The sequence below is a fragment of the Qipengyuania citrea genome (assembly GCF_009828015.1).
Lineage (GTDB): Bacteria > Pseudomonadota > Alphaproteobacteria > Sphingomonadales > Sphingomonadaceae > Qipengyuania > Qipengyuania citrea.
This window is the reverse complement of sequence record NZ_WTYG01000001.1, coordinates 285,190-305,816: the sequence shown is the minus strand read 5'-3', so window position 1 is coordinate 305,816 and position 20,627 is coordinate 285,190. Positions and strand designations below refer to the sequence as shown.

16 protein-coding genes are annotated in these 20,627 nt (G+C 65.2%); 3 read left to right on the top strand and 13 right to left on the bottom strand.

The features are described 5' to 3' along the window. Positions 1–80: 80 nt before the first annotated feature. Entirely contained in the window at positions 81–260 is a 180-nt protein-coding gene (locus GRI55_RS01385; protein ID WP_063505296.1) for a hypothetical protein, read from the top strand. On the opposite strand, the gene GRI55_RS01380 is transcribed toward GRI55_RS01385, so the two are convergent. The 4 genes from GRI55_RS01380 to GRI55_RS01365 are packed head-to-tail and all read right to left on the bottom strand — an operon-like array spanning position 257 to position 4,495. Continuing rightward, complete coding sequence (locus GRI55_RS01380) at positions 257–1,177, bottom strand: GNAT family N-acetyltransferase (protein ID WP_307019739.1); 921 nt, start codon at positions 1,175–1,177, stop codon at positions 257–259. The two genes, GRI55_RS01385 and GRI55_RS01380, sit on opposite strands and share 4 nt — an antisense overlap. Then, positions 1,174–2,142: a polysaccharide deacetylase family protein gene (locus GRI55_RS01375; RefSeq protein ID WP_160765945.1), complete on the bottom strand. Its 969-nt coding sequence runs from the start codon at positions 2,140–2,142 to the stop codon at positions 1,174–1,176. Before GRI55_RS01375 ends, GRI55_RS01380 begins: the two co-directional genes overlap by 4 nt. Positions 2,143–2,194: 52 nt before the next feature. After that, positions 2,195–2,953, bottom strand: a complete 759-nt coding sequence (locus GRI55_RS01370) for a competence/damage-inducible protein A (protein ID WP_160765944.1) — start codon at positions 2,951–2,953, stop codon at positions 2,195–2,197. Positions 2,954–2,986: 33 nt separating this feature from the next. Next, on the bottom strand, positions 2,987–4,495 hold the full coding sequence (locus GRI55_RS01365; protein ID WP_160765943.1) for a flavin-containing monooxygenase: 1,509 nt from the start codon (positions 4,493–4,495) through the stop codon (positions 2,987–2,989). Between the two features lie 173 nt (positions 4,496–4,668). Here GRI55_RS01365 and GRI55_RS01360 point away from each other — a divergent pair, with 173 nt between their 5' ends. Then, entirely contained in the window at positions 4,669–5,697 is a 1,029-nt protein-coding gene (locus tag GRI55_RS01360) for a LacI family DNA-binding transcriptional regulator (protein WP_202392312.1), read from the top strand. A gap of 26 nt (positions 5,698–5,723) precedes the next feature. Beyond that, on the top strand, positions 5,724–9,047 hold the full coding sequence (locus GRI55_RS01355; protein ID WP_160765942.1) for an amidohydrolase family protein: 3,324 nt from the start codon (positions 5,724–5,726) through the stop codon (positions 9,045–9,047). Between the two features lie 67 nt (positions 9,048–9,114). Here GRI55_RS01355 and GRI55_RS01350 read toward each other — a convergent pair whose 3' ends face one another. The 9 genes from GRI55_RS01350 to GRI55_RS01310 form a co-directional block, all read right to left on the bottom strand. Beyond that, a complete protein-coding gene (locus tag GRI55_RS01350; RefSeq protein ID WP_160765941.1) occupies positions 9,115–10,458 on the bottom strand; it encodes a methyl-accepting chemotaxis protein in 1,344 nt (447 codons plus the stop codon). 59 nt (positions 10,459–10,517) lie between these two features. After that, entirely contained in the window at positions 10,518–12,323 is a 1,806-nt protein-coding gene (locus tag GRI55_RS01345) for a methyl-accepting chemotaxis protein (protein ID WP_237452368.1), read from the bottom strand. Continuing rightward, complete coding sequence (locus GRI55_RS01340) at positions 12,320–13,858, bottom strand: putative bifunctional diguanylate cyclase/phosphodiesterase (protein WP_237452367.1); 1,539 nt, start codon at positions 13,856–13,858, stop codon at positions 12,320–12,322. Before GRI55_RS01340 ends, GRI55_RS01345 begins: the two co-directional genes overlap by 4 nt. A 103-nt stretch (positions 13,859–13,961) precedes the next feature. Beyond that, positions 13,962–14,828, bottom strand: a complete 867-nt coding sequence (locus tag GRI55_RS01335; RefSeq protein ID WP_160765940.1) for a CheR family methyltransferase — start codon at positions 14,826–14,828, stop codon at positions 13,962–13,964. Next, entirely contained in the window at positions 14,819–15,925 is a 1,107-nt protein-coding gene (gene cheB, locus GRI55_RS01330; RefSeq protein ID WP_228135280.1) for a chemotaxis-specific protein-glutamate methyltransferase CheB, read from the bottom strand. Before cheB ends, GRI55_RS01335 begins: the two co-directional genes overlap by 10 nt. A gap of 10 nt (positions 15,926–15,935) precedes the next feature. Further along, complete coding sequence (locus GRI55_RS01325) at positions 15,936–16,301, bottom strand: response regulator (RefSeq protein WP_050600899.1); 366 nt, start codon at positions 16,299–16,301, stop codon at positions 15,936–15,938. Between the two features lie 56 nt (positions 16,302–16,357). After that, entirely contained in the window at positions 16,358–16,792 is a 435-nt protein-coding gene (locus GRI55_RS01320; protein WP_050600898.1) for a chemotaxis protein CheW, read from the bottom strand. Continuing rightward, positions 16,789–19,176, bottom strand: a complete 2,388-nt coding sequence (locus GRI55_RS01315) for a chemotaxis protein CheA (RefSeq protein WP_160765939.1) — start codon at positions 19,174–19,176, stop codon at positions 16,789–16,791. Before GRI55_RS01315 ends, GRI55_RS01320 begins: the two co-directional genes overlap by 4 nt. Positions 19,177–19,222: 46 nt before the next feature. Next, positions 19,223–20,581, bottom strand: coding sequence for an MATE family efflux transporter (locus GRI55_RS01310; RefSeq protein ID WP_307019732.1), 1,359 nt, complete (start codon positions 20,579–20,581; stop codon positions 19,223–19,225). Positions 20,582–20,627 lie beyond the last annotated feature (46 nt).

The window sequence follows — 20,627 nt, the reverse complement described above, 5'->3', positions numbered from 1 at the left end:
GGCTGGAAGCGCGGGGAAGGACCGGAAAGATAACCGCCGGCACGCGTTCCATTCACGAGACCCCCAGTCAGGAGACTTTCGTGGATACCATTCTATTTTTCGCCCGCAGCGTCGGGCCTTTCGTACTTCTCGCGCTGCTGGTCGGCGCCTGGCTCTATACGCGCCGGTCCAGCAAGAGAACCGATCAGCGGGCCGAACGCGGTGCGCGCGAATTGCGCGAAGAGCTGTCGGAACGGCGAGAGAAGGACGTCGATCTCTAGCGCAGGCGCTTGCGCAGGGTCGCGGCGAACCCGGACCGCTCGGCCAGTTGCTTGGCACCTGCCACACCCGCTTCGAACAGCCCATGCGCGTTCAGGAGCGCCCGGTTCGCCCAGCTCGGCCGCAGCATCAGGAAGCTGGCACAGGGCACGCTGCCGGTGCGGAACAGTTTCTTGTGCGCGCCATCGCCTTCGGTGAAATCGAAGAACTGGAACCGGTCCTCGGCGAACAATCGTTCGAGCGCAGCCATCTGGAGCACCGTTCCGGGTGACAGCTCGGCATAATCTGGATCGTATCCAAGATGCGCGTAAACCAGCGTGTGGCCGGCCACGGGCAGGTAGAGATACGCGATCGGTTGCTGGTCGAGGAACAGGATATAGGCCCGCACCCGGTCATCCGCGGCGAGCTCGCGCATCTCGGCCCTGGCGTCTTTGTCATCGGGCAGGCCCGCGTCGAGCAATCGGGCCTGGTAGGTGCGCCGTGACAGCGGGATCGCCAGCTGCAGGAATTGGTCCATCTCGGCCGGCGTGAGATAGGTCCGCATGTCGAGATCGCCGCCCCCGGCCTGTTCGACCTTGCGCCGCTTGCGCCGCAGCGTCGACCGGGTCTTTCCCGAGAAACGTGCGAGATAGTCCTCGTAGCTGCCCGACATCGCGATAAAGCTGCGCTCGTAATCCTCGCGTGCGCCGATAAGGAAGCCGGGCATCGCTTCGCGGAGACGCTTTTCCGCATGAGCGGGCGCCGACAGCACGCGGTAGCCTTCACCGTGACCGATGGCGGGGACACCTGGCAAACGGCCGCTCAGAATATCCTCCAGCGTAAAGGCTATCGGCGCCACCTCGCGCTCGACCGCAAGCAGGCGGCGCGAACCGATGGTGAAGGGCAGGGGATAGGGCGTAGCGACCACCGTGGCTCTCACCCGCCGCCGTAGAGCCGGTTGGCCCACAGCTGTTCGGCCATCCGTGCGCCGGTGCGCAGCGGATTGTGCGGCATGGTCCCCGCGCCGGTCTGATCGCCGATAGCGGGAGGCCGGCTGGTGAAGGTGGCACTGCGCGCCCCTTGGGTCTCGGCAATCGTCTGGCAGAACCGCGCGAAACGGTCGCGCACGATTGCATTTATCTGCAACCGGTCGCGGCTCATCAGTTCGAAACTGTGGCTGACGATGTTGAGCATCTCGACGCCTGCGCGCACGCAGAACTGCAGCGCCGCGGCCATTTCCCAATGCGACAGGGCAGTGATCTGCGCATGGCGCAGCCCGCCGAAGCTGCGGATTGCGCTTACCGGCACCTCTATCGTGCCTTCGTGCAGAATAACCGCACGGTCCGCGGCGCCGAGCGAGATCCGGCAGTCCGAGCCGGCGATACCCGGGACATGGCTGCTGTCATAACGGATGTCGAGACGTCGCAGCGCGCGGAGCGTGGCGTCGTCCGCGCCGTAATTGCCCGCGCGAAATGCGGTGGGTGCAGGCGCTCCCGCTTCGACGAGAAAGGCGCGCGCCAGCTCGATCAGTTCGACCTGCTCGTCTTCGCTGAAGGCGTTGAGGTTGCGCCCGGTCCGCCCCTTGAGCGGATTGGAGTCGCCTGCGAGTTCGAGCCATTCGGGATGCAGGTGCAACTGAACCTCGTGCCCGCGCGCGAGGATCGGTTCGACCACTGCGGCGACGGCTTCGACACCCCAGACCAGCGCGGGCATGGGATCCACGAAGAAGACGCCCGCAATCCCATGCGCGTCCATCATGTCCATCTGATATTCGATACCCACATCGCCCGCAGCAGTGCGGCCGGCGATCGAACGGGCATAGACCTCTGCGCGGGCATGGCGGCCCAGCTCGACGGCAAGACCCGCCGAATATTCGGTGTCGATCGTGATATAGACCGCGGTCATCGGGGGCACTGTATCACGCGGTGGTTAACAGTGCGATTACCCTGGCCGCCGGTCAGATTCCCCCGGGGGTGAAATCGAAGCCGGCGGTGGCCAGCCCGTCGCACAGGCTGTCGACACAGCTCCTGAGATCTTCGCTATTGGTCGAACGAACCACGAAATTCGCGCCGACCCGGCCTTCGCGGAAGAAGGGATAGCTGCCTATCTGGCAGGTTTCATGCGCTTGTTCGACCTGCCGCAGGATGTCGGCGATTTCGCTCTCGGGGGTCCAGCAGCCGACGGTTTCGGATTGCAGCGGAGCCCCGCCTTCGAGCGTGCCCGTCAGCGCATCGAGCATGCCCGCGGTGATGTGCGGCACCCCGGCCATAAGGTGGATATTGCCAAGCTTGATCCCCGGGGCGCCCGACATGCGGTTGGGGATCAGTTCGGCGCCTTCCGGCGCGCGGGCCATGCGAAGCCGCGCCTCGGTCAGCTCCTTGCCGATGCTGGCGTAATAGCGCTCAAGGATCGCTCTCGCCTCGGGATGGATGATCACCGGAACGCCCAGCGCTTCCGCCACGGCATCGACGGTGATGTCGTCGTGGGTCGGGCCGATCCCGCCGGTGGTGAACAGGTAATCGTACGCTTCGCGCAGCGCATTCACCGCTTCGACGATCCGTTCGACGACATCGGGCACCACGCGGACTTCGGACAGGCGAATGCCCTGGACCTGCAGCCAGCTGGCGATTTGCGCGATATTCTTGTCATGCGTGCGGCCCGAGAGAATTTCGTCGCCGATCACGACGAGGCCCGCGGTGTAAATGCGTTCGGTCATGGGTGCTGGCGTAACGCGGTCCGCGCGCGAAAGCTACTCCGCAGCTTCGAGCTGTTCGCCAGCGCCGCGCGCATTGGCTCCGTGCCGTCGGAAGTCGAGCAGACCGTCGTCGACCGGGTCTTCTTTCATCCGCTTGCGATCGGCGACATATTCCTGGTTCAATCGCCAGGGGTAGGCCACCGCGTTCTTGGGCATGATCGCCTTGCCGCGCTGGATATAACCCGACGAGAAATCGAAGATGTCGTCTTCGACGATAGCCGCTTCCGCTTCGGGGGTCAGCACCGGTTCGACGATGTCCGCGCCGCGCTGCCGGCTTTCCTGCAGCACGCGGCAGATGAAGTCCGAGTTTATATCGGCGCGCAGCGTCCAGCTGGCGTTGAGATAGCCGAACACTGCCGCCAGATTGGGCACGTTCGAGAACATGCAGCCCTTGTAGTAATAGTGCTGCGCCAGGTCGATCTTCCGGCCTTCGCGCGACAACGCGATCTTGCCGGCGATCGCCAGTTTGAGCCCGGTTGCGGTGACGACGATATCGGCCGGGATGAACTGGTCGTCCGTCAAGCGCACACCGCCCTTTTCGAAAGCCTTGATATGACCGGTCACGATTTCCGCCTTGCCGCTCTTCATCGCTTCGAACAGGTCGTCGTCGGGGACCAGGCACAGCCGCTGGTCCCACGGATTGTATGGCGGCGTGAACGGCGCAAGATCGCAATCGTCGCCCAGCGACTTGCGGATACGCTTGTGCAGCGCTTCGCCCATCTTCTGCGGCTTGGCGCGGGCCCGCTTGAAACCCAGATCCTGCAGCGTGATGTTCTTCCAGCGGGTGATCCTGTAAGCGGTCTTCTCGGGCAGGATTTTGCGCAGGAAATTGGCCAGTGCATCCTTGGCCGGCCGGCTGAACATCCAGGTCGGCGTGCGCTGCAGCATGGTCACCTTGGCGGCCTTGTCGCTCATCGAGGGGACGATGGTGACCGCAGTGGCGCCTGATCCGATGACGACCACGTTCTTGCCCCTGTAATCCAGGTCTTTCGGCCAGAATTGCGGATGCACGACTTCGCCTGCGAATTCGCCCAGATCGAAGCCGGGATCATAGGCTTCGTCGTAATCGTAATAGCCCGCGCCGAGATAGAGCCAGTTGGCGGTCAGATGCTTGCGTTCGCCCTGCGCGGTTTCGAGCGTGACGTGCCACCGCGCTTCGCTGTCGCGCCAGTCCGCGGACAGCACCTTGTGGCCGAAGCGGATGTGCTTGCGGATATCGCGTTCGTCGACGATGCGGTCGAGATAGTCGAGGATGGCGGGGCCGTCGGCGATCGATTTCTCGTGCGTCCAGGGTTCGAAATCGAAGCCCAGCGTATGCATGTCGCTGTCCGACCGGATGCCGGGATAGCGGAAGAGGTCCCAGGTTCCCCCCAGATTGTCACGGCGTTCGACGATCGCGAAACTGTGACCGGGCGCCTTGTCCTTCATATGCGCCGCCATGCCGATGCCGGAGATGCCCGCACCCACAATCAGAACGTCGAAATCGGTCGCCGTATTCTTCATCTGTCTCTCCCAAGTGGTATGAGCCTACCCGATGCCGGGCCCGTGCGCCAGTCTCAGTTGCAGGGCGCAACTTAATCGCTGGTTTCAAACAGATCGTGCGCTTGCGCCGCTTGCCTCTCGCTTTCGCCAATTCGCTGGGTTAGGGCAGGCGGAAAGGGGAGAGCCTTTCGCGCATGTCCAGCAGTGACAAGACCAGGCCGCGCCCGGTCACCTCGATCGACGTGGCCGAACGCGCGGGCGTCAGCCAGTCGACCGTCAGCCGCGCCCTGTCGGGTTCCGAAACGATCACCGAAGCCACCCGCCGCCGCGTCGAACTGGCGGCGGAGGAACTGGGCTACCAGGTCAATGCGCGTGCGGCCGGGCTGCGGCGCGGCGAAACCGGGACCATCGCCATTGTCGTGATCGGCCGCGACGGGCAGGGGCCGGCGGCGATCAACCCGTTCTATTACAGCCTGCTCGGCAGCACCTGCGCAGCGGCGGCCGAGCGCGGCTACGAGGCGCTGGTATCCTTTCAGGCGCAGCCCGAGGAATTCTTCGGCCACTATGTTGCCCGGCGGCAGGCCGATGGCGTCGTGGTGATCGGTACGGCGACGAACCAGGCGGCGTGGGACTATTTCACCGCCTGCGCCAAGACCGCTGGCAGGATGGCGTTCTGGGGATCGCCTTTCGACGACAGTGTCTGGGTGCGCTCGGACAATCGCGATGGCGGCAGGCTGGCGGTGGAACGGCTGGTGCAGGGCGGCGCGCAGCATATCGTCTTCGTCGGGGATCCCGCATCGTCGCAGCGCCAGTTCCGCGAACGCTACGAAGGCTATCTTGCCGCGATGGAAGCGGTGGGCCTGAAAGCGGGTGAGGCGGTGGTCAGCAGCGGCGCGGACCGCGTGTCGCAAGGCCGCAATGCGATCGCCCAGCTGGCCGACGCCGATGCCAGGTTCGATGGCCTGTTTTTCGCCTGCGACGCCATGGCGCTGGGCGCGCTGGAAGAATTGGCCGCGCGCGGCATCGCCGTGCCGGACGACGTCGGCGTGATCGGTTTCGACGGGCTGGGCTCGGGCGAATTCAGTGCGCCGCCGCTCACCACGGTCGAACCCGATTTCGCGCGCGCCGGGCAATTGCTCGTCGAGACCGCGCTCGCTTCCGAAGGCGAACGGCCTGCGCGGCGCGTCCCCGTCCATCTGATCGAACGCGCCAGCGTGCGCTGACCACATTTCCCCAACCGGAGAACATCATGAAAACCAGCATCGCTTCCGTCCTTGCCGTCCTGTTCGCCGGCCAGGCGGCTTACGCGCAGGATAACCCGCCCAGCCCCAATCCGGTGGAGGAACAGGAGGTCGATGCATCGGCGGAAACGGGTCCTGCCGAAGGCAGCGGGATTGCGGTCGATGCCGCTCCCGCCAGTGCCAACCCAGCTGCCGCCGACAGCGTGGAGAAATGGGACGTTACCGCTCCGCGCGGCGCGACGATCCGGCAGGTGCCGATACGGACGGACGAAGGCACGTGGATGGATGTGGATGTCTCGCCCGACGGGCGCATGCTGGCTTTCGCGCTGCTGGGCGACATCTACACCATGCCGATCGCCGGCGGCACGCCGACGCGGATCGCCGAAGGGCTGGCATGGGAAGTGCAGCCGCGCTTCTCGCCCGATGGCCGCCGGATCGCTTTCACTAGCGACCGCGGCGGCGGCGACAACATCTGGATCATGAACGCCGACGGATCGGACAAGCGCCAGCTCACCAAGGAGGAGTTCCGCCTGCTGAACCAGGCAAGCTGGTCGCCCGATGGCAATTACATCGTCGCCAAGAAGCATTTCACCACGCAGCGTTCGCTCGGTACCGGTGAGATCTGGCTTTATCACGTCTCGGGCGGCGGCGGCGTCAAGCTGGTCGCGCGCGCCACCGAAGCACTGCAGAAGGAGCTGGGTGAACCGGTTTACGCGCCTGACGGCAGCGCGGTCTATTATTCGCGTAATGTCACCCCGGGGCCGATCTTCGAATATGCTCAGGATTCAACGCAGGGCACCTTTGCCATCGAACGCTACGATCTGGCGACCGGCGAGGTCACCACCGCGGTCAGCGGCTATGGCGGTGCGGTCCGCCCGCAGCCTTCGCCCGATGGCAGGAGCCTGGCCTTCATCCGCCGCGACAAGGACCAGACCGAGCTGTGGATCAAGGACCTCGCCAGTGGCGAGCAGCGGATGATTTATGGCGATCTCGATATGGACATGCAGGAAACCTGGGCGGTCCACGGGTTCTACCCGCTGATCGACTGGACCCCCGACGGGAATGCGCTGGTGCTGTGGGCTGGTGGCAAGCTGCGGCGCGTGGTTGCCGATGGCAGCGGCGACAGCGTGATACCCTTCACCGTCAACGACACGCGCGGAGTCGCCGATGCGCCGCACCCGGTCATCCCGGTTTCGCCCGACAGTTTCACCGCGAAAATACCGCGTTTCGCCAGCGTTTCGCCCGATGGCCGCACCGTGGTCTTCGAAAGTCTCGGCAAGCTTTACACCAAGCCGGTTGCGGGCGGCACGGCCCAGCGGCTCACTTCGGGCAATGACGAAGCGCTCGAGCTGTGGCCCTCGTGGTCGCGCGACGGGCGGCGGCTCACCTATATCCGCTGGACCGACGAAGGGCTTGGCCAGGTAATGAGCGCCAATGCAAACGGCTCCGGTGCCCGCGCGGTCACCCGCATGCCCGGTCATTATGCGCAGCCCCGGTTCTCGCCCGACGGCAATACGATCGTTTTCGAAAAGCGTTCGGGCGGCTATCTGACCTCTCCCGATTATTCGGAGAACGAAGGCATCTACCGAGTAAGCGCGGCCGGCGGCACCGCCGAACTGGTGGCACGCGACACGTCGAACCCGCAGTTCGGCGCGGATAGCGACCGGGTGTTCATGCTCGGGCGCAAGGACGGCAAGCTGCAGCTGCTCTCGGCCGATCTCGACGGTGAAGCGCGGCAGGTCCATGCCGAGGGCGAGCTGGCCACCGAATACCACGTCAGCCCGCGCGGCGATTTCGTTGCCTTCCGCGAGAATTACGAGGTCTTCGCCACACCGCTGATGCCCGGCGGGCAGGCGGTGACGGTGGGCGAAAAGGCCAGTTCGCTACCGGTGGTGCGCGCGTCCAAGGGCGGGGCGGACTACATCGGCTGGACCCAGGGCGGCGACATGCTGACCTGGACGATGGGGCCGGTGCTGTACCGCGCCAGCCTCGATACGATGTTCGCCGATGCACCGAAGGAAAAGGACGCCCCGGCCTTCGTGCCGCCGACCAGCGGTACCTCGCTCGAACGCACCGTCGCGGCTGCCAAGCCGAGCGGTACGGTGGCGATTACCGGGGCGAAGATCCTGACGATGGCGGGGGATGGTGCCGGCGCAATCCCCAATGGCACGATCGTGATCACGGGCGATCGCATTGCGGCGATCGGCCCGGCCGATCAAATTGCCGTGCCGCAGGGCGCATCGGTGATCGACGCTGCGGGCAAGACGATCATGCCGGGGCTGGTCGACGCGCATGCCCACGGGCCGCAGGGCGTCGACGATCTCGTCCCGCAGCAGAACTGGTCGCTGGTGCAGAACCTCGCCATGGGTACCACCACGCTGCACGATCCTTCGTCGAGGGCGAGCATGATCTTTTCCGCTGCGGAGCGTCAGCGCGCCGGCACCCTGCTGGCGCCGCGGATCTTCTCCACCGCCGAGATCGTCTACGGGGCCAAGGCGCCCAGCGTCTATGCGCGGATCGACAGCTATGATGATGCGCTGGCGCACATTCGGCGGATCAAGGCGCAAGGCGGCATCTCGATAAAGAACTACAACCAGCCGCGGCGCGAACAGCGCCAGCAGGTCGTCGCGGCCGCCCGTGAAGAGGATATGCTGGTGGTGGCCGAGGGCGGTTCGCTGTTCGGGATGGACATGAACCTGATTGCCGATGGCAATTCGACCATCGAACACAATGTCCCGGGCGAAGTGTTCTACGAGGACGTGCTGCAGTTCTGGGAAGGGTCGCAATCGAATTATACGCCGACGCTCGTCGTGACCTATGGCGGCCTTGCTGCCGACCCCTACTGGCGACAGGCTACCGACGTGTTCGACAATCCGCTGATGGTCCACACGCCGCCGCGCCAGTTGATCGCGCAAACCGCACGCCGCGTTACCGCTCCCGACTGGGCTTTTGTCGATGACGAAGCCGCGCGCGAGGCGAAGAAACTCGCCGACCGCGGGGTGAAGGTCAGTATCGGGGCGCATGGCCAGCAGGCAGGCGTCGCCGCGCACTGGGAACTGTGGAGTTTCGCTCGCGGCGGAATGAGCCCGGTCGAGGCGCTACGAGCCGGGACGATCGAACCGGCCCGTTCGCTGGGGATGGAGCGCGACATCGGCAGTCTCGAAGTGGGCAAGCTGGCCGATCTGCTCGTCCTTTCGGCCGATCCCAGCGAAAACATCCGCAATTCGGACAAGATCGACCGCGTCATGCTGGGCGGCCGGCTGTACGATGCGCGGACGATGAACGAGGTCGAGACCGGCTCTGCCCGGCGCCTGCCCTATTGGTGGGAATGATGGAGAGTGCGGCGGCGGGGATTTGCCCCGCTGCCGCCGTCTCCCGATTGTCCTCGGTGCGGGCCTCTCAGGTCCCGCGGATGTGGTTGAGGAATTCTTCCACGCTGCTTTTCAGCGCACCGGCCTGACCTTCGAGCTCGCTGGCCGAATTGAGAACCTGGCTGGCCGCCGAACCGGTGGCGATGCTGGTTTCGCGGAACTGGTCGATATGGGCGGAAACCTCGTCGGTCGACCGCGCCGCCAGATCGATGCTGCGCGCGAGATCCTGTCCGGCGACCGATTGCTGGTCCACTGCGCTGGCGATCGAGGTCGCAGTGGATTCGAGTTCCTTGATCTGGCCGGCGATCGACCGCAGCGCGCCGACGCTGGCCCCGGTCGAATTCTGCATGGCCTTGATCTGGTCCGCGACTTCCTCGGTCGCCCGGCTCGTCTGTGCGGCCAGTTCCTTCACCTCGCTCGCTACGACCGCGAAGCCGCGGCCTGCCTCGCCGCCGCGGGCGGCTTCGATCGAGGCGTTGAGCGCCAGCAGGTTGGTGCGCTGGGCGATCGACTGGATCAGTTCGACGATCTGCCCGACCTGATCGGCCGAATTGGCCAGCGCGGAAATGGTTTCGTCGGCGCCATTCGCCGCATCGGTGGCCTTGCGTGCCAGTTCGGCGGAGTGGGCGGCCTGTCGGCTGATCTCGCCGATCGACATGGCGAATTCGTCGGATGCCGCGGCTGCGGCAGTCACGCCGCCCGCGGCCTGCTCCATCGTTTCGGTAACGCTTTGTGACTGGCGCGCAGCCTGTTCGGCAGTGGCAGCCATGCCCGAAGCGGTCGAATTGAGCTGGCTGGCCGCAGTGGCGACACCGCTGACGACATCACCCACGCCGGTTTCGAAATCGCGTGCCATGCGGATGATTTCGGCCTTGCGTTCCTCGGCCGCTTTCTTGCGCCCGGCAAACAGTTCGTCGAGCTTGTGCCCCGAGCGCAGGAAAACGGCAAATGAGCGCGCCAGATCGCCGATTTCATCGACGCGGTGCGTATCGGTCACCTGGATGTCGCGTTCGCCCTGGGCAAGCCGGGCCATGTCGTCCTTGAGCTTGATATAGGGATCAATGACGTGTCGCAGGACGAAACGCAGGCTGGCGAGGCCGCCGAGCAGGGCGACTGCCAGGACGATCAATGTGAGTACCTGTGCGGTGCCGGCAAAGGACGGGAACAGAAAGCCCGCCTGCGCGATCGCAGTCACGAGCGTCAGCCCGCCCAGCGAGAAAATCGACGCGATCCTGGCTTTCGCAGCCAGCGGCCGCGCCATGAACCAGGCGCCTACCGCGCCGCGATGATGATCTTCCGCGGCATCGATGATTTCGATTTCCGCGATTTCGCGGGCCAGATCGTCCGCGATGATCGTGCTATGTGCGTTCATCCCCAAGCATCCCCCTCTTAAGGCCGTATCAACCCTGAGCGAGAATGCTTGAAATCACGTTAAGCCGCGCGAACGTGCTCCACGAACTGCGCGACATGCGATTTCAGCGTGGTGGCCTGAGCCTCCAGTTCGGTCGAGGAATTGAGCACCTGGCTGGCGGCCGCGCCGGTCGCGAGACTGGTTTCGCGGACCTGGCCGACATTGCTCGACACGTCGTCGGTCGACCGCGCCGCCAGATCGATGCTGCGGGCGAGATCCTGTCCGGCCACCGACTGCTGATCCACCGCGCTGGCAATCGAAATGGCCGCGCCCTCCAGTTCCTTGATCTGTTCCGCGATCGAGCGCAGCGCGCCGACGCTGGCGCCGGTGGAATTCTGCATGGTACGGATCTGTTCGGCGACTTCCTCGGTCGCACGGCTGGTCTGCGCGGCGAGTTCCTTCACTTCGCTTGCCACGACCGCGAAGCCGCGGCCGGCCTCGCCCCCGCGGGCCGCCTCGATCGAGGCGTTGAGCGCAAGCAGATTTGTCCGCTTCGCGATCGACTGGATAAGCTCGACGATCTGTCCGACCTGTTCGGCCGAAACGGCAAGCGTGGAAATCGTATCGTCCGCATTGCCGGCCATGGCGGTGGCCTTGCGGGCGAGTTCGGCCGAATGCGAGGCCTGACGGCTGATCTCGCCGATCGACATGGCGAATTCGTCCGACGCGGCCGCAGCCGCGGTAACCCCGCTGGCGGCCTGTTCCATCGATGCCGTGACATGCGTGGTCTGCGTGGTGGCCTGTTCGGCGGCGGCCGCCATCGAACCAGCGGTCAGCTTGAGCTGCGCGGAAGCGGTGGCGACGCCGTTGACCACTTCGCCCACGGTGGTTTCGAACCGCTCGGCGAAGCGGACCATTTCCGCGCCGCGCTCGTTGCGCAGCGCTTCGCGTTCCTGCGCCATCCGCTCGACTTCCCAAGCAGCCTGCAGGAAGACTTCGAGGGCGCGGGCAAGGTCGCCGATCTCGTCGCGGCGCTCGGTTGCGGGAATGTGAATGTCCTTTTCGCCATCGGCGAGCCGCGATGCGACATGCGTCATCCGGCGCAGCGTGCCCGATACGTCGCGCCCGATGTAACGCGCGCTCAGCCAGGCAATCCCCAGACCGATGACCGCCACGCCGAAGAACGACGCGAACAGCCACCCGATCAGCGTCTGCGACGCTGCATCCGACGTCTCGCCTGCGGCTTCAATGCTTTCGCGCGCCGCTATGGCGAGATCGACGACCTCCTGGCTTTCGCCATAAACGCTGTCCGAAAATTCTTGCCACTGGCCCTGCGTCCCGCGCGAATTCTGTGCGGCAACCACGCGCGTACGCAGCGCCGCCAGCCTCGTGTCGAGCTGTTCGATCTGCGGGAGTACCTGCGGCGCGACTTCGGCTGCACGGGCTTCGACGCGGCCAAGATTGCGATCGGTCTGGTCGAAGGCCGCCTTGGCGGCGACCAGGTCGTTGCCGTCGCCCGAAATGGCGTAACGCTGGACGAACAGCCGGCCCTCGTTGATATCGGCGACCATCCGTTCGGCCATTACGGAAGCGGCGGAAATCGCCATGCGTTCGGAGCGCGCCTGCAAAGCGAAGAAGCCGCCCAGGCACGTGGCAAACAGGCAGAGTAGGACAACGGCGATATTGGCCGCCGAGATGGCGCGCAGTTTCTCCCCGACCGACTTGTCGGCGAGCCAGCCGTTCATACCGCTCGAATCCGTATGGTCCGGCTGTTCATGAGCGGCGCCGCGGTAGTGCGGGGCCCCGGTATATTCCTGCGGCCGCTGGGTGGGCGAAGCCTCGCCCTCGGCAACCATGCCGCCAACCATATCCTGCAACGCACTCATGCAATCTGTTCTTTCCTGTTGGCCTTCGACCGGCGCAGCCCGACGGGCTTGCCGAGATACTGGCCGATTTCTTCGGGCGGCATGGCTTTGAAATAGAGCCAGCCCTGGATCTGATCGCACCCGGCGGCGCGAACCATGGCTGCTTGTTCTTCGGTTTCGACGCCTTCGGCCGCGACGCTCATTTTTATCGCGCGGGCGACGGTAATGCTCGACAGCATCATTGCGCGGCTGCCGTCGTCTTCGCTGGCCTGGACCACCAGGCTGCGGTCGAGCTTGAGCTTTTCGAAGCGGAACTGGCGCAGGAAGCCGATCGATGCATAGCCGGTACCGAAATCGTCGAGCGAGATCTTGACCCCGAAGCTGCGCACGACCGACAGGCTGCGCTCCGCCACCACCGGATCGAGCACGAGACAGGTTTCGGTAATCTCGAGTTCGAGACGCTCCGGATCGAAGCCGGTTTCTTCGAGGATATGGCCAAGCTGGATGGGAAATTCGGGATTGCGCAGCTGCGCCGCCGAGATGTTGACCGACAGCGCGATATCGCCCCACTGCAACGCGTCGCGGCAGGCCTGGCGCAAGACCCACAGGCCGATCGCATTGATCAGCCCGCTTTCTTCGGCGACCGGGATGAAGGTGCTGGGCCCGATGCATGCGCCATCGGGCCGTTCCCAGCGCAGCAGGCATTCGACCGCATTGATCGTCCGGGTGCTGGAATCGACCAGCGGCTGGTAGTGCAGCCGGAACTGCCCTTCAGCAAGCGATCGCCGCAACTCGTCGTCCATTTCCTGCAGTTTTTCGCGGCTGCGGTCGAGCGCCGAACTGAACCAGGTGCAGCGCATCTTGCCGCCGCGCTTCGCCGCATACATCGCAATATCCGCGCGGCGCAGCAATTCGGAGGAAGGGACGAAGTCCTGCGTGGTGCTGCGCGCCAAGCCGATGGACGCGCCCAGGGTCAGGCGCCGGTCTTCGACATGGATCGGCTTGGCCAGCCGTTCGATGATGCGCCGGCACAGGCCTTCGAGCAGTGTCCCGGCCACCGGACCGCCGATCATCATGGCGTATTCGTCACCGCCCAGCCGGTAGATGCCGGCTTCGCCATCCGAGATGTCGCCGAAGATGCGGGCGCATTCGCGGATCGCCGCGTCGCCGACGAAATGGCCGTAATGGTCGTTGATCAGCTTGAAGCCGTCGAGGTCGATCATCGCCAGCGCGACTTCGTGGCCCTGCCGGTATTCGCGCTGGATATCGAAGTGCAGCGCGCGGCGATTGGGCAGGCGGGTCAGGCTGTCGCTGCGCGAGAGATGCTCCACCCGGCGCAGGTGCCGCCGTCCGACATAGGCGCACACGACGGTGGCCAGGCCGAAGGCCAGCGCACCCATCGAAAGAATGGTGGAGGGCGAGGAAAAGCCGAGATAGCGATTGGCGATCGTGGTCGACCACGTCAGCGCGAAAATCGTAGCGAGCACAGCCATGGGACCAAAGACGATCGCCCATGCGCTTTCGCTTTCGCGATACCCGTACGAACTGCTCATCATCCCTGAATCGCGCCTTTTCTCGCCTTACCCTAAGGGTTTACGCGGTATTCGCTAAGGAAGCGTAAATGGTCGGTTTACCCTTTGGGGCGGCGTCGGCGGCGGCTCAGGAGACCGCGGCGCGCAGCGGCGGCCGGTTGGCCGCGGCCAGGTCCTCATGGACCGGACTGTAAAGCGACGAGCCGAAAGCGGCGGGCTTGAACCGTTCGGTCTGGCCCACCACGGTCTCGCCCGCACCGAGCATCAGCCAGCCATCGCGGGCAATCCCGCCCGCGAGCCGGTCGAACGCGGCGGCGCGCGTTTCCGGATCGAAATACAGCAGCACATTGCGGCACATCACCAGATCGAACCGTCCGGGGGACGGCGGATAATCGAGGATATTGTGCTGCTGGAAGCGCGTCATCGAACGGATCCTGTCGGCGGCCTGCCAGTGGCCGTCGCAGTCGGTGAAGAAGTTCAGCATCTGCGCGACGCTGATCCCGCGCTGGATCTCGAACTGCGTATACTGCCCGCTGCGCGCCGTCGCGATTGCCTTGTTCGAAACGTCGGTTCCGAGAATTTCGATCGTCCAGTCCTTCCACCGCCCCGGCTGTTCGGCGAAGATCATTGCCAGGCTCAGCGCTTCCTGGCCGGTCGAGCAACCGGCCGACCAGATCGACAGCCGTTTGGTGGCGGCCCGTTTCTGCGCAAGATCGGGCAGGACCTGGTTGGCGAGGACGGAAAAATAAGCGTTGTCGCGGAAGAAATAGGTTTCGTTGTTCAGCAGGGCCTCGACCACGCGGGTTGCCAGCTGCTGTTCGCCGGGTCGCTCGAGCATGCACGCCAGCTGGTCGACATTCTCGATCCCGCATTCGCGGAACAGGCCAGCCAATGCACTGGAAACCCGCCAGCGGCGTCCTTCCGTCAGTTGCTGTCCCGTACGCTGTGCAAGCAGGTCGCCGATGATGCGGTGCGAAGCATCGTCTACCGCCATGCATCGGCTCCCGCATTGGCCAGCAAGGCGTCGGCCAATTCGGCGGGCGGCAGGACCGCAGCAGCCAGGCCCATTTCGGTGACCGCGCGCGGCATGCCCCACACCGCGCAGGTTTCCGCGTTCTGCGCATACATGGTGCCGCCGGCGGCCAGCAGCGAATGGGCGCCGTCGGTGCCGTCGCGGCCCATCCCCGAAAGCAGGACCCCGGCGACATGGCCGTCATACACTTCGGCCAGTGTTTCGAACATCGGATCGACCGAGGGCATGCAGCCGCTCTTCACCGGATGATAGGCCAGGCCGAGAACCCGGCGGCCGCCCGACTTGCGGACCACCAGATGTCCGTGGCCGGGCGCGATGTAGATCTTCCCGCGCTCGATCATCGTCCCTTCGTCGGCGAGGATCGCCGGGCGTTCGGCGGCCATTTCCAGCTGCTGCGCGAATACGGGAATGAAGCTGGGCGGGAGATGCTGCGTAACCAGGATCGGCAGGTCGAAATTCTTCGGGACCTGCCGCAGGAACAGGTTCAATGCATGGATGCCGCCGGTCGAGGCGCCGATGGCGACGATCTGCGGCGGTTTGCCGACGCGCTGCACCTCGGCAGGCGCGGCGACGCCGTCCGCGGCAGCCGCTGCGTCGCTGGCCGAAGGGCCCTTGAGTGCGCGGATCTTGCCAAGCAGGCTCGACTTGTAGTCCTCGTTGAACCCGCCCGGGCGGGGCTTGAGCATGGTGTCCGCCGCGCCCAGCGACAGCGCCTTGACGGTTGCCTCGGCGCCATCGGCCGTCAGCGAAGAGATCACCAGCACCTTGGTTTGCGGAGCCGCCTGCATGATCCGGGGCAACGCCTCGAGCCCGCCCATGCCGGGCATTTCCAGATCGAGCAGCATCACGTCGGGTGCGGCCTTGGCGAGTTCCGCGAGGCCGCTCTCGGCGCTGTTCGCAGTCGCCAGGATCGACATGTCGCGTTCCTGCTTGATCATGCGCGAGAACACCGTGCGCACGGTCAGCGAATCATCGACGATCATCACGCGAACCGGATCGGGGCAGAATCCCCCGGTGCCGGCTGGTTTCAGTATTTCGGAACGGAGGGGCGCGCCCATGTCAGATCCTTCAGGCCATGCCGACAAGCTGGAGCTTGATCTGCAGCGTCTCGTGATCGAACGGTTTCATGACATATTCGTCGGCCCCGGCATTGATCGCCTCGCGAATGTGCGCGACATCGTTTTCCGTGGTGCAGAACACGACCTTGGGCTTGTCGCCCCCCTCGCGCTGGCGCAGCTGGGTGATGAATTCGATGCCCGTCATGACCGGCATGTTCCAATCGAGCAGGACGACGTCGGGCATGCTCTCGGCACACTTGTCCAGTCCCTCCTGACCGTTTTCGGCTTCCTCGACCTGGAAGCCGAGCGTCTCGAGGATATGCCTCGAAACCTTGCGGATGACGCGCGAATCATCGACGATTAGGCAGGATTTCATTTCAATGACCTCTGGTGTTTGCCAGCCATCCGTAGCGGCCGAGGGTAACCAATCGCTTAAGCCGCCTGCGAAACCGGGCCGGACACGAGCGCTTCGACATCGATCAGCAGCGTGGGACCGCCATCGGTTTCGACCATGCCGCGCGTTGCCGCCTGCCACCCGGCGCCGAACCCGCCGGGCACCTCGATCGGATCGCTCAGCGCTTCGCCGACATCGTAGGCAGCATCGACCAGCAGGGCATAGAGATGGCCGTCGATCTCGACGACCGCGGCCCGCTGGTCGGGCGGCGCCTGGGCTGTTTCGAAACCCAGCGCGACAGAGCAATCGATCACGGTCAACGCCTGGCTCCGCAGCGCGGTCAGGCCGCGGATGAAAGCGGGGGCCCCGGGAATCGGCGTGATGTCCTCGATCTCGATGACCGACTGGACGCGTATCGCGGGGATCGCCGCCCGGCGCCCCGCGACCATGCACATGAGCAGCAGGTCGTTCATGCTGTTTCTCCCATCCGGGCTCGTTTGAGCGCGTTCAAGAGCGCTTCGCGATCATAGCGGTAGATACTGTCCGCCCCGTCGCCGGGTGCATCGGGTTCGTGGCGCAGGCGGATGACGCGCCGCGCCGGTCCCGCGGCCACCGCCGGGGCTTCGGCCAGCTCGATCGCGACGTCGCTTTCTTCATCCCCGTCACCGGCAATGCGATAGCCAGCGGCTTCGACCAGCGGCTCGAGTATGGTGCGCGCCCAGTCGCTGTCGGCGGGCAGGCGGCACGACAGGGGCGGGGCCTTGCGCTGGCCCCCGCTGTGGCGCGCGAACAGCGCATGGCCGTCGATGACCGGCACGGGCCGCTCGTCGATCAGCGCGACGCCTTCGATCATGGCATCGGCATCCGATGGGATGACCTCGCCCTCGAGTTCGGCAGCATCGAGAACCTCGCGGACCGCGTAGACGATTTCGCTGTCGCCATCGGACAGGCGCAGCAGGCGGCACCTGTCCGCGGTGAGTTCACCATGTTCGAGGCCGGCAAGCGGGTAGATCGCGCCGTCGATGACCGCCTGCACACGCGAGCCCTCGATATCGATCGCCTCGCGGGCGATGGTGTCGATGCGGCGGACCAGTTCGAGCCGTACGGCGCGCCGGCGACCGTCGAGCCCGGTGAAGAGCATGATCGGCTGGGCCTTGCGCTGCTCGGCCGTCTCTTCCTCGGGCACGCGGGTCGCGCTGCGCATCTCATTCACGAGCTCGTGCTTCTGCGCGATGCTGGGCAGGTCGAGCAGCATCATCGGGCGGCCGTCGTCGAGCAGGGTAGTGCCAGCGTAGAGTCCGGTGTCCATGATCGCGGGTGCGATCGGTTTGACCACCACGTCTTCGTGATCGTAGACCCGATCGACGGCGAGCGCGAAGATATCGTCGCTGGCAAGGCGCACCAGCACCAGCGTGCTGGCTTCCCAGTCCATTGCATCGCCGGCCTGGGTGCCGAGGATCTCGGCCAGCGAAAGGCAGGGCACGCGTTTCCCGCGGAAGGTGATGAGACGACGATCGCCCGCTTCGGCGAAGTCGATATGGTCGCTCGACCCGAACACGATCTCTTCGACATAGCTGCGCGGGATGGCGTAGCGTTGCCCGTCGCTGCCTACGGTCAGCGCGGCGATGATGCTGAGCGTGAGCGGAAGCTTGAGATAGAAGCTCGTGCCCTCACCGGGTTTGCTGGCGACGTCGATCGACCCGCCCACGCGTTCGATGTTTGCGCGCACGACGTCCATTCCCACGCCCCGGCCCGACACCGAACTGACCTCGTCGGCCGTCGACAGGCCGGGTTCGAAGATCAGGTAATGCTTGCGCCGCTGCGACATGGCATCGACTTCGGCCTGGCTGTAGATGCCCGCCGCGACAGCCTTGGCTGCCAGGCGTTCGATATTGATGCCGCGCCCGTCGTCGCTGATCGTCAGCGTGATCCGGTTGCCCGACTGGCGTGCGGCGAATTTCAGCAGGCCGATCTCGCGCTTGTCGGCCTTGATGCGTTCGCCCGGCCCTTCGAGCCCGTGGTCGATCGCGTTGCGGATGATGTGCGTCAGCGGATCGCGGACCATTTCGACCATTTCGCGGTCGAGCTCCACTTCGCCGCCTTCGAAATCGACCATGACCTGCTTGCCCAGCTCGTTCGAGAGATCGCGGACCAGCCGTGGGAGCGAGCCGAACAGATGTTCAAGCCGCTGCATGCGCATGCGGGTGATTGCATTGCGAACATCGGCGAGGATCGCGCTGAGCCGGTCGAAGGGGCCGTCGATCGTCGGTTGCTCGCCCGCCTCGCGCAGGCGCCGCGCCAGATCGTTGCGCGCCAGGACCATGTCCGACACGCCCTTCATAACCTCGTCGAGCAATTCGGTCGGCAGGCGGATCGACCGCTGGACGCCATTGCTGCGCGCGGCCTTGGGCGCGGCATCGTCTTCGCCGTCGGCGGGTTCCGCCTGCTGCGGCGTCGCGGCCTTGGGTTCGCCGACGACGCTGGTGATCTCGCCGGGTTGCAGCGCGGCGATCAAGTCATCGTCGCCCTCGGCTGAACATTCCTCGCCGGCCTCGATCGAATCGGTCATCACGCCGATCCGGTCGATTATCGCGAGCACTGCCGATACCAGCGCACGGTCGGGTTCGCGGCGTCCGCTGCGGCATTCGGACAGGGCATCCTCCGCCGCATGGCTGAGCTTCTCGAGCTGCGGGAAGTCGAAGAAGCCGCAGTTTCCCTTAACCGTGTGGACGAAACGGAAAATGGTATCGAGCCGCGCCGTATCGGACGGATCGGCTTCCCACGCGACGATTTCGCCGCTGCTGGCTTCCAGCATCTCGCGAGTTTCGGCGACGAAGTCCGCCAACAGGTCATCCATGTATCATTGCCCCTCGTACGATCGGAAGGGCTATGGACCATGATGGTTAAGTATTGGTTTGAGCCTGACGCCCTCGATCGGGGCCTGCCCGCAGCACGCGCCAGACGATGAAAGCGGCCAGCGCGCCGCCGGCGAGATTGGCGACCAGCTCCGCTGCGTAGATCGCCGAGGAACCCCAGCCGGAGCGCAGCACCCAGCCGAACGGCAGCATGACCAGGAAGACCCGCGCCGCGCTTTGCGCCAGCGCAAGTCCGGCCTTGTCGACCGCATTGAGCGCGCCATTGGCCACGATCAGCAGGCCGAAGCCGGCATAGCCCCATACCGAAATCGCCAGATAGCGCGAGAACTCCTCGATCACGGCCGGATCGTCGGTAAAGATATCCGCGAACCAGTCGCCGGTGAAGAACAGCACCACGGCGATTGCGAGGCCGTAGCCGACGCAGAACAGGCCCGACCACCACATGGCGCGGCGTGCGCGGTCGGCGTGGCCTGCGCCCCAGTTCTGCCCGACGATCGCCCCGATCGATCCCGACAGCGCCAGCAGCGGCACCACTGCGAAGCTTTGCAACCGCCCTGCCGCGCCGAACCCGGCGACTGCGGCCTCGCCCTGGCTGGCCAGCAGCGCGGTGAGTACCGAGAGGCCGATCGGGTTGATCGCGTTGGAGAACGCCGCCGGACCGGCAACCGAGAGGATGGCCTTGCTCGATCCCGCGACGTTGCAGTCGCGGATCGCTGCGGGGTTGATCTGCAGGCGCGCGCCCTTGATCAGCCACAGGGCGACAAGGATCGCTATGAAGAACCCGGCGATCGTCGCATAGGCCGCGCCCGCCACGCCGAAGCCCCCGATCCCGAAAGCGCCCGTTATCAGGATCGGGTCGAGCGCCCAGTTGGCCACCGAATAGGTCAGCGAGACATAGCTGGTCTTGCGCGCCTCGCCCTGGCCGCGCAGCACGCCGTTCAGCCCCATCTGGAGCAGCATGACTGGCAGGCCGAGCGCATAGGGACGCATGTATTCGCCGATCAGCGGCAGCAGCTCTTCGGATGCCTGCATCAGCCGGAACAGCGGATCGAGCAGCAGATAGAGGATCGCGCCCAGCGCCACCCCGGTCGCAAGCGCGAACACCGCGCCGAAATTGGCCCGCCGGCCGGCGCGTTCGGCATCGCCTTCGCCCAGTGCGCGCGCGATCACCGAATTGATGCCGACCATGACCCCGACGCCGAGGCTCGAAAGCGCGATGGTGATCGGGAAGATGAAACTCACCGCAGCGAGTTCCTGCGCGCCGAGCTGGCCGATGAAATAGGCGTCGATCAGGCCGACCGACATGATCGCCGCAACGCCGAAGACCATCGGCAGCGTCTGTCCCACCAGATGGCCGCGGATACTGCCGCTGGCTAATTTGGCCATCTCGCTCATCGCTGCGGGCGTTAGCGCCCGCTCGCGCGCTTGCCTA